At 47.6% G+C, this 17,660-nt stretch carries 10 protein-coding genes; 9 read left to right on the top strand and 1 reads right to left on the bottom strand.

Going from position 1 to position 17,660, the window contains the following annotated elements:
• The first annotated feature begins 16 nt into the window (after positions 1 to 16).
• Entirely contained in the window at positions 17 to 1,018 is a 1,002-nt protein-coding gene (gene gap / locus BLR32_RS32570) for a type I glyceraldehyde-3-phosphate dehydrogenase (protein ID WP_089838682.1), read from the top strand.
• A gap of 9 nt (positions 1,019 to 1,027) precedes the next feature.
• On the opposite strand, the gene BLR32_RS32575 is transcribed toward gap, so the two are convergent.
• Positions 1,028 to 2,050: a LacI family DNA-binding transcriptional regulator gene (locus BLR32_RS32575; protein WP_089838684.1), complete on the bottom strand. Its 1,023-nt coding sequence runs from the start codon at positions 2,048 to 2,050 to the stop codon at positions 1,028 to 1,030.
• 62 nt (positions 2,051 to 2,112) lie between these two features.
• On the opposite strand from BLR32_RS32575, the gene BLR32_RS32580 reads away from it, so the two are divergent.
• The 8 genes from BLR32_RS32580 to uxaC all read left to right on the top strand — a co-directional run bounded on the left by BLR32_RS32580 (position 2,113) and on the right by uxaC (position 17,436).
• Positions 2,113 to 3,750, top strand: coding sequence for a glycoside hydrolase family 43 protein (locus tag BLR32_RS32580; RefSeq protein WP_245705580.1), 1,638 nt, complete (start codon positions 2,113 to 2,115; stop codon positions 3,748 to 3,750).
• A gap of 242 nt (positions 3,751 to 3,992) precedes the next feature.
• Positions 3,993 to 6,953 carry a SusC/RagA family TonB-linked outer membrane protein gene (locus tag BLR32_RS32585; RefSeq protein ID WP_089838686.1) on the top strand — a complete coding sequence of 987 codons (2,961 nt, stop codon included), beginning with the start codon at positions 3,993 to 3,995 and terminating at the stop codon, positions 6,951 to 6,953.
• Positions 6,954 to 6,978: 25 nt separating this feature from the next.
• Positions 6,979 to 8,628 carry a RagB/SusD family nutrient uptake outer membrane protein gene (locus tag BLR32_RS32590; RefSeq protein WP_089838688.1) on the top strand — a complete coding sequence of 550 codons (1,650 nt, stop codon included), beginning with the start codon at positions 6,979 to 6,981 and terminating at the stop codon, positions 8,626 to 8,628.
• 19 nt (positions 8,629 to 8,647) lie between these two features.
• Entirely contained in the window at positions 8,648 to 10,843 is a 2,196-nt protein-coding gene (locus BLR32_RS32595; RefSeq protein ID WP_089838689.1) for a glycosyl hydrolase family 28 protein, read from the top strand.
• Positions 10,844 to 10,939: 96 nt separating this feature from the next.
• On the top strand, positions 10,940 to 12,832 hold the full coding sequence (locus tag BLR32_RS32600) for a DUF4350 domain-containing protein (RefSeq protein ID WP_089838691.1): 1,893 nt from the start codon (positions 10,940 to 10,942) through the stop codon (positions 12,830 to 12,832).
• Between the two features lie 14 nt (positions 12,833 to 12,846).
• Positions 12,847 to 14,292, top strand: a complete 1,446-nt coding sequence (locus tag BLR32_RS32605) for a tagaturonate reductase (protein WP_089838693.1) — start codon at positions 12,847 to 12,849, stop codon at positions 14,290 to 14,292.
• Positions 14,293 to 14,294: 2 nt separating this feature from the next.
• Positions 14,295 to 15,974, top strand: a complete 1,680-nt coding sequence (locus tag BLR32_RS32610) for a UxaA family hydrolase (protein WP_245705581.1) — start codon at positions 14,295 to 14,297, stop codon at positions 15,972 to 15,974.
• 28 nt (positions 15,975 to 16,002) lie between these two features.
• Positions 16,003 to 17,436, top strand: coding sequence for a glucuronate isomerase (uxaC, locus tag BLR32_RS32615; RefSeq protein ID WP_089838694.1), 1,434 nt, complete (start codon positions 16,003 to 16,005; stop codon positions 17,434 to 17,436).
• Positions 17,437 to 17,660: the final 224 nt, after the last annotated feature.

Consider the following 17,660-nt stretch of genomic DNA (forward strand, 5'->3'; position numbering starts at 1 on the left):
CCAAAAATATATCACGATGAAAGTAGCAATTAATGGATTCGGACGTATAGGCAGAATGACGCTAAGAGCATTACAGGACAAGAAAGGAGTGGAAGTAGTAGCTGTTAATGACCTGACAGATATCGGGTTGCTCGCGCACCTGTTGAAATATGATACTTCTCACGGGAAATTCCCGGGAACAGTGACACACGATGATAAACATCTTATTGTAAATGGCAGGAATATCCTGCTGCTGAATGAACGCTCGCCCGAGAAATTGCCCTGGGCACAACTGGGAGTGGACGTGGTGATCGAATCCACGGGCCGCTTTACACAGAAGGAACTGGCGATGCAACACATTGCTGCCGGTGCAGGAAAAGTGTTGATCACAGCGCCTGCCAGCGGTGGTGTGAAGACGATCGTAGCAGGCGTTAACAATGATCAGATCAGCGTGGATGATGAAATTCTTTCCACTGCGTCCTGTACTACAAACTGTATCGCACCGGTATTATACCTGCTGGATAAAGAATACGGTATTGCATCCGGCTTTATGAGCACTGTGCATGCATTTACGATGGATCAGATGCTGCAGGATGGTCCGCATAAAGATTACAGAAGGGCCAGAGCTGCCACACAGTCTATCATCCCTACTACCACCGGTGCTGCAAAAGCGATCGGCGATGTACTGCCCGACCTGAAAGGTAAAATGGATGGTTTCTCTTACAGGGTGCCTGTGATTGATGGTTCTATAGCTGATATGTCTTTGAATCTGGTGAAACCTGCTTCAGCAGCGGAGATCAACCAGCTGTTCAAACATTATGCGGATACTTCGCTGAAAGGAGTGCTGGAGTATACAGAAGAACCACTGGTTTCTGCGGATATCCTGGGCAATACACATTCCTCCATCGTAGACGGTACCCTGACACGTGCAATAGGTAATCTGGTGAAAATAGTGGCCTGGTACGACAATGAAGTAGGTATCTCCAACAGGATCGCTGAACTGACAGTGGAACTGGCCGGACAGCAGGTGACTGCATAATATGCCGTATCAGGAAGAGGCCTGTATGATAAGATTTGTGTTCAGTATTTTTCTCTCGAATTCCTTGACGGGCTTTTTACTCTCAATCAGTTGCAATAACAGTTGGGTAGCAATCTGGCCCATTTCAAAGGCCGGTTGCCTTACGACAGTCAACGGTGGGTGTAGCAGTTCAATCAGGTCTGAATTGGAGAAGCCGACAAGGGCAATGTCCTGTGGAATGCGGATCCCCTTACTTTTTAGTACACGCATACAATTGGTGGTCAGCTTATCTGACGCCGTAAATATAGCATCAGGCCGTGGGCGCAGTTTTAGTAGCTGGCTCACGGCCTGTTCTACTTCCTGCAGCTGTAGTCCGGCATAGCGACTGTATTTGATCAGCGCCTTGCCTGGTTTTACCCGGGTATGTGCCAGTGCTTCCCTGTATCCTGCAATGCGTTCGCGGCTGATAGACAGGTTCTCAGGCCCCGCAATAACAGCAATATGTTTATACCCTTTATTGATCAGGTGGAGTGTAGCATCGTAAGCGCCCCTGAAATTATCTACCATCACCTTGTGGGTCTGTATCTCTTCCACAATACGGTCGAAGAACACGATTGGAAAGCCTCTTTCATGTAAAGCCTTCAGATGGTCCAGGTTCTCCGTGCCACTGGATACGGAGATTAGCAGTCCGTCGATAGAACGCGATGCGAGGTATTGCAATGTCATCACTTCTTTATCGAACGACTCATGCGTCTGCGAGATCATTACATTATACCCTTTATCTTTCGCAACGGATTCTATACCATTAATCGCCTGTGAGAAGAAACTATTGGCAATCTCCGCAACGATGACGCCTATGGAGCGGCTTCGTTTTTCCTTCAGACTCAGCGCGATCGGATTAGGATGGTAATTGATCCTGGTGGCATATTCGAGAACCAGCTGTTTGGTAGCAATACTGATCTCATGACTGTCCCGCAGGGCACGGGACACAGTAGAGGTGGACAACCCCAGCGCAATGGCGATATCTTTTATAGTGGCAGCTTCAAATTTCATAACGCAATGAGTAAATATACTTATAATTTATTTTATACTATATTAGTGTCATTCTAACACGTATGAAAAACGTCTCACAGATGACTAAAGCGCTGATATTTTTAGCTGCCGGATTAACCTGTTTTTCCACTGTTTACGGGCAGCAGCTCTCACAATCATGGGTACCGGACCTCGGAAATGGCTCCTATAAAAATCCTGTTATTAATGCCGATTATTCTGATCCTGACGTCTGCCGGGCAGGAAATGACTTTTATCTAGTAGCCTCCAGTTTCAATGCTGCACCGGGGCTGCCTATTCTGCACTCAAAAGACCTGGTGAACTGGGAACTGACAGGATATGCACTGCAAAGGCAACCGCCTTTTGAACATTTCAGTAAAGTAAGGCATGGCAATGGCGTATGGGCACCTTCTATCCGTTATCACAACGGAGAATTCTATATCTATTATCCTGATCCTGACTTTGGTATCTATATGATCAAAGCGAAAAATGCAGCGGGGCCCTGGTCAGATCCTGTTATGGTGAAAGCAGGGAAGGGGCTGATAGATCCTTGTCCGCTGTGGGATGACGACGGCAAAGTGTACCTCGTGCATGCCTGGGCTGGCAGCAGGGCCGGTATTAAAAGCATATTGACACTCAACAGGATGAATGCAGCGGGAACAGCTGTCACAGATGAAGGGGTACTGGTATTTGATGGCCATGGTGCGCAGCCAACACTGGAAGGCCCGAAATTATACAAGCGTAATGGCTTCTATTACATATTCGCTCCTGCCGGAGGCGTAAGTACCGGCTGGCAGCTGATCATGCGGTCGAAGAATATTTATGGTCCCTACGAAGAGAAGATCGTAATGGACCAGGGAAATACGACCATCAATGGTCCGCACCAGGGCGCCTGGGTAGATATGCCTTCCGGCTCCGGCTGGTTCCTGCATTTCCAGGACAAAGGAGCTTATGGTCGTGTGGTACACCTGCAACCTTTACAGTGGGTAAATAACTGGCCGGTGATCGGTAATGATCCAGACAAAGATGGAAAAGGAGAACCGGTAATGACTTACCGTAAGCCGCTGCAGGGAGGCAAGGTAATAACCCCACAGGAATCGGATGAGTTTAACAGTCAATCATTGGGATTACAATGGCAATGGCAGGCAAACCCTGTCTCCACCTGGATGATGCCTTTCCCTGCACGTGGTGTGCTGCGTTTGTTCTCTGCCAGGATGCCGGATTCCTGCCGTAACTATTGGGAGGTCCCCAACCTGTTGTTACAGAAATTTCCTGCGGATAGTTTTACTGCTACTACCAAATTGACCTTTACCCCCAATCCTTCGCTGGAAGGTGAACGTACGGGATTGATCATCATGGGTACAGACTATGCGGGGATCTCACTCGTAAAGAAGGGAAATACTTTACAGGTGGTCTATGCCTCCTGCCTGCATGCCGATAAAGGAACGCCGGAAGAACAGGAAGTACTGACCACTGCAAAAGACAGCACCTGTTGGTTCCGCGTACAGGTAAGCAAGGGGGCAGTTTGCCAGTTTAGCTATAGCCTGGACGGTCAGCAATTCATTCCCGCAGGCAAACCATTTACTGCACAACCCGGCAGATGGATAGGGGCCAAAGTAGGGATCTTCTGTACACGCGCTTCACAGATCAACGATTCGGGGTTTGCCGATTTTGATTGGTTCCGGATCACCGCTGCACATTAGCAGGCATAAAATTGTAGTTGTATATGTCATGCACTAAAACACATGTAGTCCGCAAACGTTTGCGTAAATAAATACCTGCAAACCTTTCCATATTAATGAATATAGCTGTAGAATTGTTTCGGGGATATCGGTAGAAGGAACTGATACAAACCAGTACTGCTTTGTATTGCCACTGTAGTAATACTAATTCCGTTGCGGATTAACAAAACCCAAATTTAGAAAGACATATACAACACTACGTTATGAAAAAACTGTTATTGATCTACTGGCTATTGCTGGGTAGTGCCGGGATGGCATTTGCACAGAGCCAGCTTATAAAAGGGCGTGTCTCCGACGCAGCAACAGGCGAGCCGCTCGTAATGGTGAACATACATCTTAAAGGTACAACAACAGGTGTGCAGACAGATGCCACCGGTGCATTTTCCCTTACAGTTCCCGATGCCAGAAACGGTGTATTGGTATTCAGTTACCTGGGGTATCAGGCGCTGACACAAAACATTAATGGTAGCAGCAACCTCATAGTGAAACTGGAAAAAGACAATAAACAACTCGATGAAGTCGTGGTAGTGGGTTATGGTGAAGTAAAGAAACGTGACCTCACCGGTGCTGTTGCTTCTGTGAAAGGAGAAGAATTGAAGAAGATCCCATCTACAAACGTAATGGAATCTGTACAGGGTAAACTGCCTGGTGTAGATATTACCAAAAGCAGTGGCGCCTCCGGTGCTAAGGTCAATGTGACCGTCAGAGGTAACCGCTCTATCCGTGCAGACAACGGACCACTCTACATTGTAGACGGTGTACAGTATGAGAACATCCAGGATATTAACCCGAACGATATCCAGTCAATGGAAGTATTAAAAGATGCTTCCTCCACCGCTATTTACGGTTCAAGAGGCGCCAACGGCGTTATCATTGTTACAACTAAAAGAGGCGCCAGTGGTAAACCACGCGTCACTGTAAACACCTATGTCGGCACATCGCAGGTAGCAGGTTATCCCGCTTTGTCTACCGGTCCGCAGTATGTTGCACTGAAACGTGAAGCGAACCGCACTACCGGCCGCTGGAAAAGTGAAGCAGATGATCCGCTGATCTTTAACGCTTCAGAAGTGAATGCTATCCAGAATAATCTCTGGACAAGCTATGCCGACCTGCTGATCCATGATGGCCTGCAACAGGACTACCAGGTAGGTGTATCCGGTGGCTCAGATAAAACGAAAGTATATCTCTCGCTGGATTATTTCGATGAGAAAGGGCTCTTCAAACTGGATCACCTGAAAAGGTATTCTGCCCGCCTGAACCTCGATCAGATCGTCAATGAATACCTGAAAGTGGGTATGCAGAGCCAGATCACTTACTACAACCAGGATAGCCGCCGCGATCCCCTGAATCAGGGTAACAAGATCATACCGCTCGGCGTTCCTTATGATCAGAATGGTAACCTGATCATGTTCCCTAATGGAGGTACGATGATCAGTCCACTGGCGGATGAACAACCCAATGCATATCAGAACAATGGTAGAATAACCCGCACTTTCGTGAACACTTATGTGGAGCTGACACCTTTAAAAGGGTTGTCGCTACGTTCCAACTTCGGTGTTACGCTGGATAACTCACGTACAGGTATCTATGCCGCCAAAAATACGATCGACCGTGCTACCGCTTCGGCTTCCCGCTCGCAGCTCAATAATGGCAGCAGACGTTTTCTCAGCTGGGAGAACGTGTTGAACTATCAGCGCTCTATCGGCGATCATTCATTCGGAGTAACCGGCGTGGCCAGTATACTCTCCGATCAGCGTGATTCCAGTTTCCTGCAGGGTGAAGGACAATTGCTACCTTCACAGCTATACTACGCCTTACAGAACAGCGTGAGCGGTATTGCGATCCGTTCCAGCTATATGGCCAACAAACTGATCTCCTTCACAGGACGTATCAACTATAGTTATAAAGGAAAATATCTCCTGTCATTAACAGGTCGTTCCGATGGCTCTTCCAAACTGGCGCCTGGTAATAAATGGGCATTTTTCCCATCTGTTGCGGGAGCATGGCGTGTCTCTGACGAAGCCTTTATGCGCGACCAGCATATCTTCAGCGATCTGAAACTGCGTGCCAGCTATGGTATCGCCGGTAATGATGCGGTGCCGCCTTATGCAACCGCCAGCTATCTGAGCAAGATCCCATTCTCTTATGATGATACCAACTCTGCAATGGGATACGCCATCGGCAGCCAGGTTGGTAATAAATTCCTGAAATGGGAACTGTCTTCCACTACCGACGTCGGACTGGATATGGGTTTCCTCAATGGCAGGATCAATGCTACTATCGACTACTACGATACGCATACAAAAGACCTGCTGTTGCAGAGAACATTGCCTAGTTCTTCAGGCGTAAGTACAGTGATCCAGAACATTGGTAAAACGAGGAACAGAGGTATTGAACTCGGTATCAATACTGTTAATGTAAGAGTGAATGGACTTAGCTGGACATCCAATATCACTTTCTCGAAGAACAAGGAAGAGATCGTGGCGCTGGCTGATGCCAACACCAATGACGTAGCCAACAGCTGGTTCATTGGTCAGCCTGTAAAAGTATTCTTCGACTATGAGAAGATCGGTATCTGGCAGACAAAAGAAGCAGATGCTGCTGCCAAATACAAGAACAAGCCGGGAGATATTAAAGTACGTGATCAGGACAATAACGGGGTGCTGAATTCTGCCGACCGTGTAATAGTAGGTAAACAGGTACCTACCTGGAGCGGTGGTTTCAATAACGATATCCGCTTCAGGAACTTTGATCTGAACGTGTACGTGTTTGCACGTATCGGTCAGTGGATCAATTCAGAATATGCAGCTAAATACGATCCGCAGGGACTGGAAAATAGTGCGCCACTTGACTACTGGACACCGGAGCATGAAACGAATGCCTATCCACGTCCAAATGCGAGTGTATCAAAAGATGGTACGCCTTACATTAAAACACTGGGATATAAGGATGGTTCTTTCGTAAAGATCCGCAACATCTCGCTGGGGTATACACTGCCTGCTGGCGCATTGAAAACAATGCATATGAGCAATCTGCGTGTTTATGTAACGGGTAAAAACCTCTTCACCTTCAGTAAAGTGAAAGACTATGATCCTGAGAGGGGCGGTGACCTGAGCAATCCGTTGACCAAAATGTATGTGGCTGGCCTGAACGTAGAATTCTGATTTCATTCAACTAACCTGACAAACCATGAAACGTTATATAAACCTGTTTATCGTTATACTGCTGGGCGCCGGTTTGCTGGCCGCCTGCAACAAACAGCTGGAAGAGTATAATCCTTCCGGACTTACCGTCGACCAGGTGTTCAGTACACCTGACGGCTTTGAAACACTGGTAAATGCTGCTTATTCCTACAACCGCTGGTGGTATGGAAAAGAAGAGGGTTATAGTATTGCTGAAATGGGTACAGACCTCTGGACCAGTGGTACCGGCGACAAATACCCTGATCTCACACAGTACATCAATCTTCAGGCAAGCAATAGCGTGATGGGGGGATTGTGGAGACAGATGTATTCCGCCATTAATCTCTGTAATACAGGTATAGCCAGGGTTGGTAATGCCGGGTTCACAGAAGACAAAAGAGTGATCCGTGAGGCGGAGCTGCGTTTTCTCCGGGCCTTCTATTACTGGCATATTGTGGAGACATGGGGTGGTGTTCACTTTACGCTGACGGAAACAAACGGTGTACAGACAACGGCCAACCGTACCCCGGTAGATACTTTTTATGCGCAGATCTTCCGCGACCTGGAAATAGCGGCTGCTAATCTGCCGCGCACTACCAGCGACTATGGCCGTGCTACAAAACCGGCGGCAATGGCATTCCTGGCGCGTATGTACCTCACCCGTGGTCAGAATGATAAAGCTGCGGCAATGGCCGATTCAGTCATCAATAACTTCGGATTTGCACTGCAGGCTAAATATGCTGACCTCTGGCGTATGGATAACCTGCAAAACAAAGAGATTGTATGGGCCGTTAATTATATGAAGAACCTGGTGTTTAACGACAGACTGGACGCTACTTTATATCCTAACGGGCATTCCCGTGGCGCTAACAATGGCCACCTGATGTTTACGATGAAATATGATGACCTGCCGGGTATGCAGCGTGATATAGCGAATGGCCGTCCTTTCAACAGGTATATGCCTACATTGTACCTGCTGCAGCTCTTTAATGAAAAGGCAGATGCGCGTTTTGATGCGTCTTTCAAAACTGTATGGTTCTGTAATAATCCGGCAACAGGACGTAGAGGTATGAAACTGGGTGATACCGCCGTGGTATGTACCAAATACGTTGTAGCCCCCGGGGATACCGCTGGTAAACCATATCGTGTATATGACAGGAATACTAGTTATCTTTCAGGAGAAGGAGGATCCGACCGTACCCATTATATCTCCCTGAAGAAATTTGAAGATCCTACCCGTGGTAGCAAGGACGAAGAACAAAGTGCGCGTGATGCCTATATTATCCGTTTGGGCGAGGTGTACCTGATCGCTGCTGAAGCGCAGATCAATCTGGGTAACAAAGCCAAAGCGGCAGAATACATCACCAACTTACGCAAACGTTCTATCATTCCTGGTCATGAAGCTGAAATGCAGGTGACAGATGCAGATATGACCATTGATTTTATCCTGGCTGAGAGGGCCCGTGAACTGGCAGGCGAACAGCTACGCTGGTTTGATCTTAAACGTACCGGTAAGCTGGGCGCCCAGATCTCTGCGCACAATCCGGATGCGGCCAAGAATTTCCAGTCATATCATACCGTTCGTCCTATCCCGCAGGACCAGATCGATGCGGTGACGAATAAGAGTGAGTTTACTCAGAATCCGAACTATCAGTAATACTATAAACCGAAAGCTCATGAAGTTGTATCTATTGGCGCTGCTTTTTCCGTTGATCAGTTGGATAGCGACAGACGATCCGCCGCGCGTGTTTATGATCGGTGATTCTACCATGGCCAACAAGCCATTGGAAGACAATCCCGAAAGAGGATGGGGGCAGCTGTTCCCGCTCTTTTTACAGAAAGGTGTGACCGTAAAGAATTATGCCGTCAACGGGCGCAGTACCAAAAGCTTCATTAATGAGCATCGCTGGGATAGTGTTTTGGCACAATTAAAGCCCGGAGATTGGGTTATTATCCAGTTTGGGCATAATGACTCAAAGAAGGAAGATCCGACCCGTTATGCGGCTCCTGAGGGCGAATACAAGGATAACCTGATCCGCTTTGTTAAGGAAGCTCGAGCCAAAGGTGCGAATCCTATCCTCATTACCCCGGTACAACGCCGGAAGTTTGATGAAAAAGGCGCTTTTGTAGACCAGCACGGGGACTATCCCCGTGTAGTGAGAGAAGTGGCTGCCAGCAATAAAGTGCCCCTGATTGACCTGCATAAGAGCAGCGAAGCACTGCTCCTGCAGCATGGCGTACAGGGCTCTGAAAAGCTGTTCAAGACAACTCCGGCAGGACACTATACAACATTGCCCAATGGCGTTACCGACAATACTCATTTCAATACCTATGGCGCTACCCTGGTAGCAGGACTGGTAGCCCGGGAGATCAGGGATAAACACATCGGACTGGAAAAATACCTGGAACAGACTGACTTTGAGGGAAAGTACCGTTTTGACCTGCCGGAGATCTATGAGCCACATTTCAGAAGGGACACATTCAACATTGTTGCTTTTGGCGCAAAGGCTGATGGTATTACCCTGAATGGTAAAAGCATCAATGATGCGATCGCGGCCTGTAACAGCAAAGGCGGTGGTGTAGTGATGGTACCTCCGGGGCTATGGCTCACAGGACCTGTTGTGCTGAAGAGCAACGTGAACCTGTACCTGGCGCCTAATGCCATCTTACAGTTCACAACAGACTTTGACCAGTATCCATTAGTGGAAACTACGTACGAGGGCTTAAAGGCCATCCGTTGCCAGGCGCCTGTATCTGCTGTAAATGTGGAGAATATTGCTATTACCGGCAATGGTATACTGGACGGTGGTGGAGATGCCTGGCGTATTGTGAAGAAGGATAAACTGACGGAATCACAATGGTCTAAACTGCTGGCCTCCGGTGGCATAGAAGGAGAGGACAAAAAGACCTGGTATCCTTCCGCAAAATCATTAAAAGGTTCTCATACTAAGCTGGCGGGTGTAATAGAGCCGGGTAAGACGGCGGCTGACTATGACGACATCAAGGATTTCCTCCGTCCGAATATGATCAGTATTACCTCCTGTAAGTATGTATTGCTGGAAGGAGTGACCTTCCAGAATTCCCCGGCCTGGTGTATCCATCCGCTGCTGACAGAGCATATCACGTTACGCAATGTATATGCAAAGAATCCATGGTACGCACAGAATGGCGATGGACTGGATCTTGAATCCTGCCGCTATTCCCGCATCGAGGGCTGCACTTTCGATGTAGGTGACGATGGTATCTGTATCAAATCCGGCAGAGATGAACAGGGCCGTAAAAGGGGCGTGGCTACGGAAGATGTGATTGTCAGCAATTGTACCGTATATCATGCACACGGTGGTTTTGTAATAGGCAGTGAAATGTCGGGTGGCGCACGTAACCTCTATGTATCCAATTGCTCTTTCCTGGGCACAGATATCGGGCTGCGTTTTAAAACCACCCGTGGCCGTGGAGGTGTAGTAGAAAAGATCTACGTGAATAATATCAACATGAAAGATATTCCGGCAGAGGCTATCCTGTTCGACATGTATTACATGGCGAAAGACCCTGTGCCGTTGTCGGGCGAAAAGCGTGAAGCGCCTAAAGTGCAGCTCTTTCCTGTAACGGAGGCAACGCCACAGTTCAGGGATTTCCATATCAGCAATGTAGTATGTCATGGCGCTGAGAAAGCCATCTTTATCCGTGGCCTACCGGAAATGCCGATCAGCGATATCCACCTGAAGGATATTACGATCAAGGCGAAGACAGCGGGCGACTGTATTGCGGGCAGTAATATCAGTCTGACCAATGTTACCCTTGTTACGAAAGATGACGGCAAGCTCAATGTGCAGGACAGCAAACAGGTGAAACTTGATATTACAAAACGATAAACTAATCAGACACCAAAGCACCAGGAATAAATGCGGGATTATTACCGCATTTATCTCCTGGTGTTTACTATCTGGATCTAAGAAAACGCACACGGCATGAAAAAACTATTGAACATCCTTTTTCTCCTGCTGCCTGCCTTCGCTTTTGCGCAATCTGCAAAGATGGCTGAAACGATGATCAGGTTATGGGGAGATTCGTTACAACTGGCAGGAAGGCCCGCACATTGGACATATGACCAGGGTGTGGTACTGGAAGGCTTTACCGGATTGTGGAAGAATACAGGTGACGGAAAATACTTCCGTTTCATACAGACCGGCATTGATCATTATCTCGAAAAGGATGGAACTATCCGTACTTATAAGGCTGAAGATTACAACATAGACAATATTAAAAATGGCCGCTCTTTATTGTTGCTGTATAAAGTGACCAATGATGAGAAATATAAACTGGCCGCAGATAAACTGAAAGCGCAGCTGGATAAACATCCACGTACAAATGAAGGCGGTTTCTGGCATAAGAAGCGTTATCCTTACCAGATGTGGCTGGACGGCCTGTATATGGGAGAGCCTTTCTATGCTGAGTATGCAGCGCTCTTTCATGATGACGCCGCGTTCAAAGATATTACACGTCAGTTTGTGCTGATGGAAGTACATTCCCGCGATACTAAAACGGGATTGTTGTATCATGGGTATGATGAATCACGTGCCCAAAAATGGGCGGATAAGACCACCGGTCGTTCTCCCAATTTCTGGGGCCGTGCCATGGGTTGGTATGGAATGGCATTGGTGGATGTACTGGAATATTTCCCACAGGGACATCCCGGCAGGGACAGCCTGATACAGATCCTGAACAGGCTGGCTGTTGCCATTAAGAAATACCAGGACCCTGCCAGCGGTTGCTGGTGGCAGGTACTGGATAAAGCAAAGGAAAAAGGCAATTACCTGGAAGCCTCTGCTTCCTGCATGTTTGTGTATACACTGGCCAAAGGCGTACGCCTGGGATATCTTCCCGCCAGCTATAGCGCAGTGGCTGATAAAGGTTATAAAGGATTAACAAAACAGTTTGTAAGACCTGCCCCCGAAGGTGGTGTGAACCTGGAAGGTACTGTAAGTGTTGCCGGATTAGGTGGTGATCCTTACCGTGATGGTAGTTATGCTTATTACCTCAGTGAGAAAGTCGTGACGAATGACCCCAAAGGAGTAGGGGCATATATGATGGCAGCAAATGAAATGGAGCAGGCAGCTATTCCCAAAACAGGAAAAGGTGTAACAGTAACGATCGACAATTACTTCAATAACGAATTCAGAAAAGGTCCTGTAGGGCAACCGGAATCCTGGCATTACGTATGGAATGAGATGGACAATGGTGGTTATTCTCTCTGGGGACATATCTTCCGCAACAGAGGCGCCGCAATAAATACATTGTCTGCAGCGCCTACTGCTGCAAGTCTTGCAAAGACTAACATTTTCCTCATCGTTGACCCGGATACAGAAAGGGAAACGACGCAGCCAAACTATATGACGGATGCGCATGCAGAAGAGATATATAACTGGGTAAAGAAAGGAGGCGTATTGGTGATCCTGCAGAATGACGCCGGTAATTCCGAAATAAAAACCTTCAATAAATTAACAAGCCGTTTCGGCATTACGTTCAAAGAAGACAGCCGTAATCACGTAGAAGGTAAACAGTTTGAACAGGGCGCTTTATTCCTGCCTGCCGGCAATGAAGTATTCCCGCATACCAAAAAGGTTTATATCAAAGAGATCTCTACCATCACCACGGCACAACCGGCAAGAGCGGTGTATACCGATAAGGGAGACGTAATAATGGCCGTATCTAAAATGGGTAAAGGAACAGTATTCGCCGTAGGCGATCCATGGTTCTATAACGAATATCTTGACGGACGCCGCTTACCGGCATCTTTTGAAAACTACCAGGCAGCTGTTGATCTTACTGAATGGCTGTTCAAACAGGTAGCGCGTAAATAATGTAAACGAGGCATATGCAATTGAACAAACAGTTATTGAGCGGCGAAGAACGTCGGGACTTGCCCGAGAAAGTGCTGCAATTCGGTACCGGGGTACTGTTACGTGGGCTGCCGGATTATTTTATTGACAAGGCCAATAAAGCAGGCATTTTCAATGGCCGTATCGTAGTGATCAAGTCGACAGACAAAGGCAATACAGACGCCTACCAGCAACAGGACAACCTGTACACACATTGCATACAGGGTATCATGCAGGGTAGGAGAGTGGAGGAGTATATTGTCAATGCCGCCATCAGCAGGGTATTATCTGCCGCAGCAGAATGGGAAGAAATACTGGCCTGCGCGGCTTCTCCTGACATGGAAATAGTGATTTCCAATACGACAGAAGTAGGTATTACTCTATCAGATGATAATGTACATGCTGCGCCGCCTGCCTCTTTTCCCGGTAAACTGCTGGCATTCCTTCTGCGTCGTTATCAGCATTTCAAAGGAGATCCGGATAAAGGAATGGTGATCATTCCTACGGAACTGATTCCTGACAATGGCACCAAACTGAAAAATATACTGCTTGAACTGGCCAGACGTAATCAGCTGGATGAGACCTTCATTCAATGGTTAAATGCTGCCAATCATATCTGCAATTCACTGGTAGACCGTATTGTACCGGGTGCATTAGCTCCGGCAGCGCATACTGCGGTGGAACAGCAACTGGATTATGAAGATCAGCTGATGATCATGTCTGAGCCATATGCGCTGTGGGCAATAGAGACAGACCATGAAACAGTCAGGAAGAAACTGTCCTTCTACCAGACTGACAGCGGTGTAATATTAGCGCCGGATATCAACGTGTTCCGTGAGCTGAAGTTACGTCTGCTGAATGGTACGCATACGCTTACCTGCGGACTTGCAGCCTTAGCGGGATTTGAAACCGTGAAGGAGGCAATGGAAGATACGGCCATGGAAAGCTGTATATCTGCCCTGATGAAACATGAAATAGTACCCGCTATTACAGATATGACCATCCGTGAAGACGCGGCATTGCGCTTTGCGGGAAGTGTGCTGGACCGTTTCAGGAACCCTTATATCGAACACCGCTGGTTAAGCATCACGATGCAGTATACTTCCAAGATGAAGATGCGGGTGATACCGGTATTACAACACCATTACCAGCGCTACGAAGAAGTGCCTGCATTGATGGCGCTTGGCTTTGCGGCCTACCTGCTGTTTATGCGGGATGGTAATGTAACAGACGATCATGCAGCTTATTTCAAAGAGAAATGGCAAAGGCTGGAACCGGCAGTACTGGTACAGACAGTATTGAAGGACACCACGCTATGGGGTACAGACCTAACCACATTAACAGGCTTTGCGCATGCAGTGACAGTGATGCTGGGCGCATTGCAGACGGAAGGAGCTCTTTCATTGATCAGAAGAGTATCCGAAGAAATAACGATTGCTTAAAAATGAATACAGATATGACGACGGGGACGAAACGGAAAGTGCTAAAAGTGCATCCGCATGATAATGTGGTAGTAGCGCTTACTGACCTGAAAAAAGGCGACAGTGTACAGGAAAATGGCCAGGTATATACAGTGGTAGAAGATATACCGGCAAAGCACAAATTCACGGAAACAGCGCTCAATACAGGAGATGCAATAACGATGTATGGTGTGCTGGTAGGTCGCGCAAAAGAAACATTACCAGCCGGTGCTAAAATAGCGGTAAGCAATGTAAAACATGCTGCCAGCGACTTTCAGCTGGCGCCTGCAAGAAGAACATCCTGGCATATACCGGATATTTCGAAATGGCAGCAACGCACGTTTATGGGCTATCACCGGGCAGATGGCAGTGTAGGTACAGGCAATTACTGGTTGGTGATCCCAATGGTGTTTTGTGAGAACAGGAATGTGGAAGTATTAAGAGAAACACTGGTAGAGGAACTGGGCTATGGCCGTCCGAAGAAATATGCAGCATTTGCCCGTAAACTGGCAGCGCAGTATAAACAAGGCGCAGATGCCAATAGTATACTGGAAACAGTATATACAGAAGATGATGGCGCTGCACAACAACCCCGCCTCTTCGAAAATGTAGACGGTATCAAATTCCTGACACATGAAGGTGGCTGTGGTGGTATCAGGCAGGATGCACAAACGCTGTGTGGATTGCTGGCAGGATATATCACACATGCAAATGTAGCAGGAGCTACCGTATTAAGTCTGGGTTGCCAGAATGCACAGATCTCTATGCTTGAGGAAGAGATTAAAAAGCGGTCGCCTCAGTTCAGCAAACCCTTATACATACTGGATCAGCAACAAACAGGTACTGAGCAGGCTTTGATCACTGCGGCGGTAAAGCAGACCATGGCTGGATTGATTGAAGCTAACAAGATCACCCGTCAGCCAGCACCACTGTCTAAATTATGCATAGGACTGGAATGTGGCGGTTCCGATGGCTTCTCCGGTATCTCCGCCAATCCCGCTATTGGCTATACTTCTGACCTGCTGGTAGCATTAGGTGGCTCAGTAATATTATCCGAATTCCCGGAGTTATGTGGTGTGGAGCAGGAGTTAAGCGACCGTTGTGCAGATGAAAAAGATGCATTACGTTTTATAGATCTCATGCGTACCTATCAGCGACGTGCAGAGGAAGCAGGTTCCGGTTTCGATATGAACCCCTCACCAGGTAACATCAAAGATGGCCTGATCACAGACGCTATTAAATCCGCCGGAGCGGCCAAGAAAGGCGGTACTTCGCCTGTGGCAGCCGTGCTTGATTATCCGGAGAAGGTGAGTAAACCAGGTCTCAACCTGCTTTGTACACCCGGCAATGATGTAGAGTCAACAACAGCTGAAGTGGGATCAGGCGCTACGATCGTATTATTCACCACCGGCCTGGGTACACCCACCGGTAATCCTGTGACGCCCGTTATAAAGCTATCCAGCAATACAAAGCTCTATGAGCGCATGCCCGATATCATCGATATCAATACAGGCACTATCATCGATGGAGAAGAGTCTATTCAGGAAGCTGGTGAACGCATTCTTAACTATGTGATCGATGTGGCCAGCGGAACTACAAAAGCCAGATCCGTTATCAACGGACAGGATGATTTCATTCCCTGGAAAAGAGGTGTGTCACTGTAATCTTACTAACTATTAATTAATGTCAACAATGAAGAAGTTCCTGGATGAACACTTTCTCCTGAGTAATAATACTGCGAAACGTTTGTACCATGACTATGCAAAAGAGATGCCTGTAATTGATTATCATTGTCACCTGCCACCAGCGCAGATAGCAGCAGATACGAAGTTTGGCAATCTCACGCAGGCATGGTTGTACGGCGATCATTATAAGTGGAGAGCGATGCGTACCAACGGCGTGCCTGAAAGCTATTGCACCGGTAACAGGTCTGACTGGGAGAAGTTTGAGAAATGGGCAGAGACAGTACCTTATACGCTGCGTAATCCATTGTATCATTGGACACACCTGGAGTTGCAGCGCTACTTCGATATTCATGATGTGCTGAATGCTGCTTCCGCTGCAGACATTTATGAGAACGCCAGTGCACAGCTGGGCACCAGCGCTTACAGTACGCGCAACCTGTTGCGTAAGATGAATGTAGCATTGGTTTGTACAACAGATGATCCGGCAGATACGCTGGAATATCATCAGCAATTAAGACAGGATGGTTTTGAAATACCTATCCTGCCTGCGTTCCGGCCCGATCAATCCATGAATGTTGATGACCCTGAAAAATATAATCAATATCTGCAACGTTTGGAAGAAGCCTCCGGCATCACGATCACCACTTACAATGATCTGCTGGATGCATTGAAGAACAGACACGATTTCTTTGCCTCACAGGGTTGTTCTGTATCTGACCATGGTATCGAAGAGATCTATGCAGAAGACTTCCAGGAAAAAGATATCCACGCTGTTTTTCTGAAGGTAAGAGGCGGTACCAGACTGAATCTGCAGGAAACAAGACAGATTAAGTCTGCATTGCTGTTACAGCTGGCGGAATGGGATTGGGAAAAGGGTTGGGTACAACAGTATCACCTGGGCGCATTACGTAACAACAACTCTCGTATGATGCGCTTGTTAGGTCCTGATACCGGTTGGGATTCTATTGGTGATTTCTCACAGGCAAGAGCACTGGCGAAGTTCCTGGATCGCCTGGATAGCCAGGATAAACTGGCCCGGACTATCCTTTATAATCTCAATCCGGCCGACAATGAACTGCTGGCAACGATGATTGGTAACTTCAATGACGGCTCTATTGCTGGCAAGGTGCAATTTGGTTCTGCATGGTGGTTCCTGGATCAGAAAGATGGTATGATCAAACAGCTGAATGCCTTATCCAATATGGGATTATTAAGCCGCTTCGTAGGTATGCTGACAGATTCCCGTAGCTTCTTATCTTATCCGCGTCATGAATATTTCCGCCGTATCGTATGTGAATTATTGGGCCAGGAAGTGGAGAATGGTGAATTACCAAATGATATAGAATGGATCGGCAAGGTCGTTAAAGATATCTGCTACTATAACGCGCAACAATATTTCAACTGGAAAGAACTCGGCGTTGAAGCGGGTGTGGGTCGATAATTTCCGCCCTGCAGGAGTGACGTTGTTATATCGCGGGGTGCAACTATGGTGACATGATGTGATAATTCGCGTCAATCCACCCCGTCAGGGGTGGTTGTGTTTGTAGCGCGGGGTGATAACCCCGGGAACATGATGCGATATTCGCGTCAATCCACCCCGTCAGGGGTGGCCGTGTTTGTAGCCCGGGGTGACAACCCCGGGGATCCGGGCAATATAAAATGGGC

This window comes from Chitinophaga filiformis (genome assembly GCF_900102545.1).
GTDB classification, from domain to species: domain Bacteria; phylum Bacteroidota; class Bacteroidia; order Chitinophagales; family Chitinophagaceae; genus Chitinophaga; species Chitinophaga filiformis.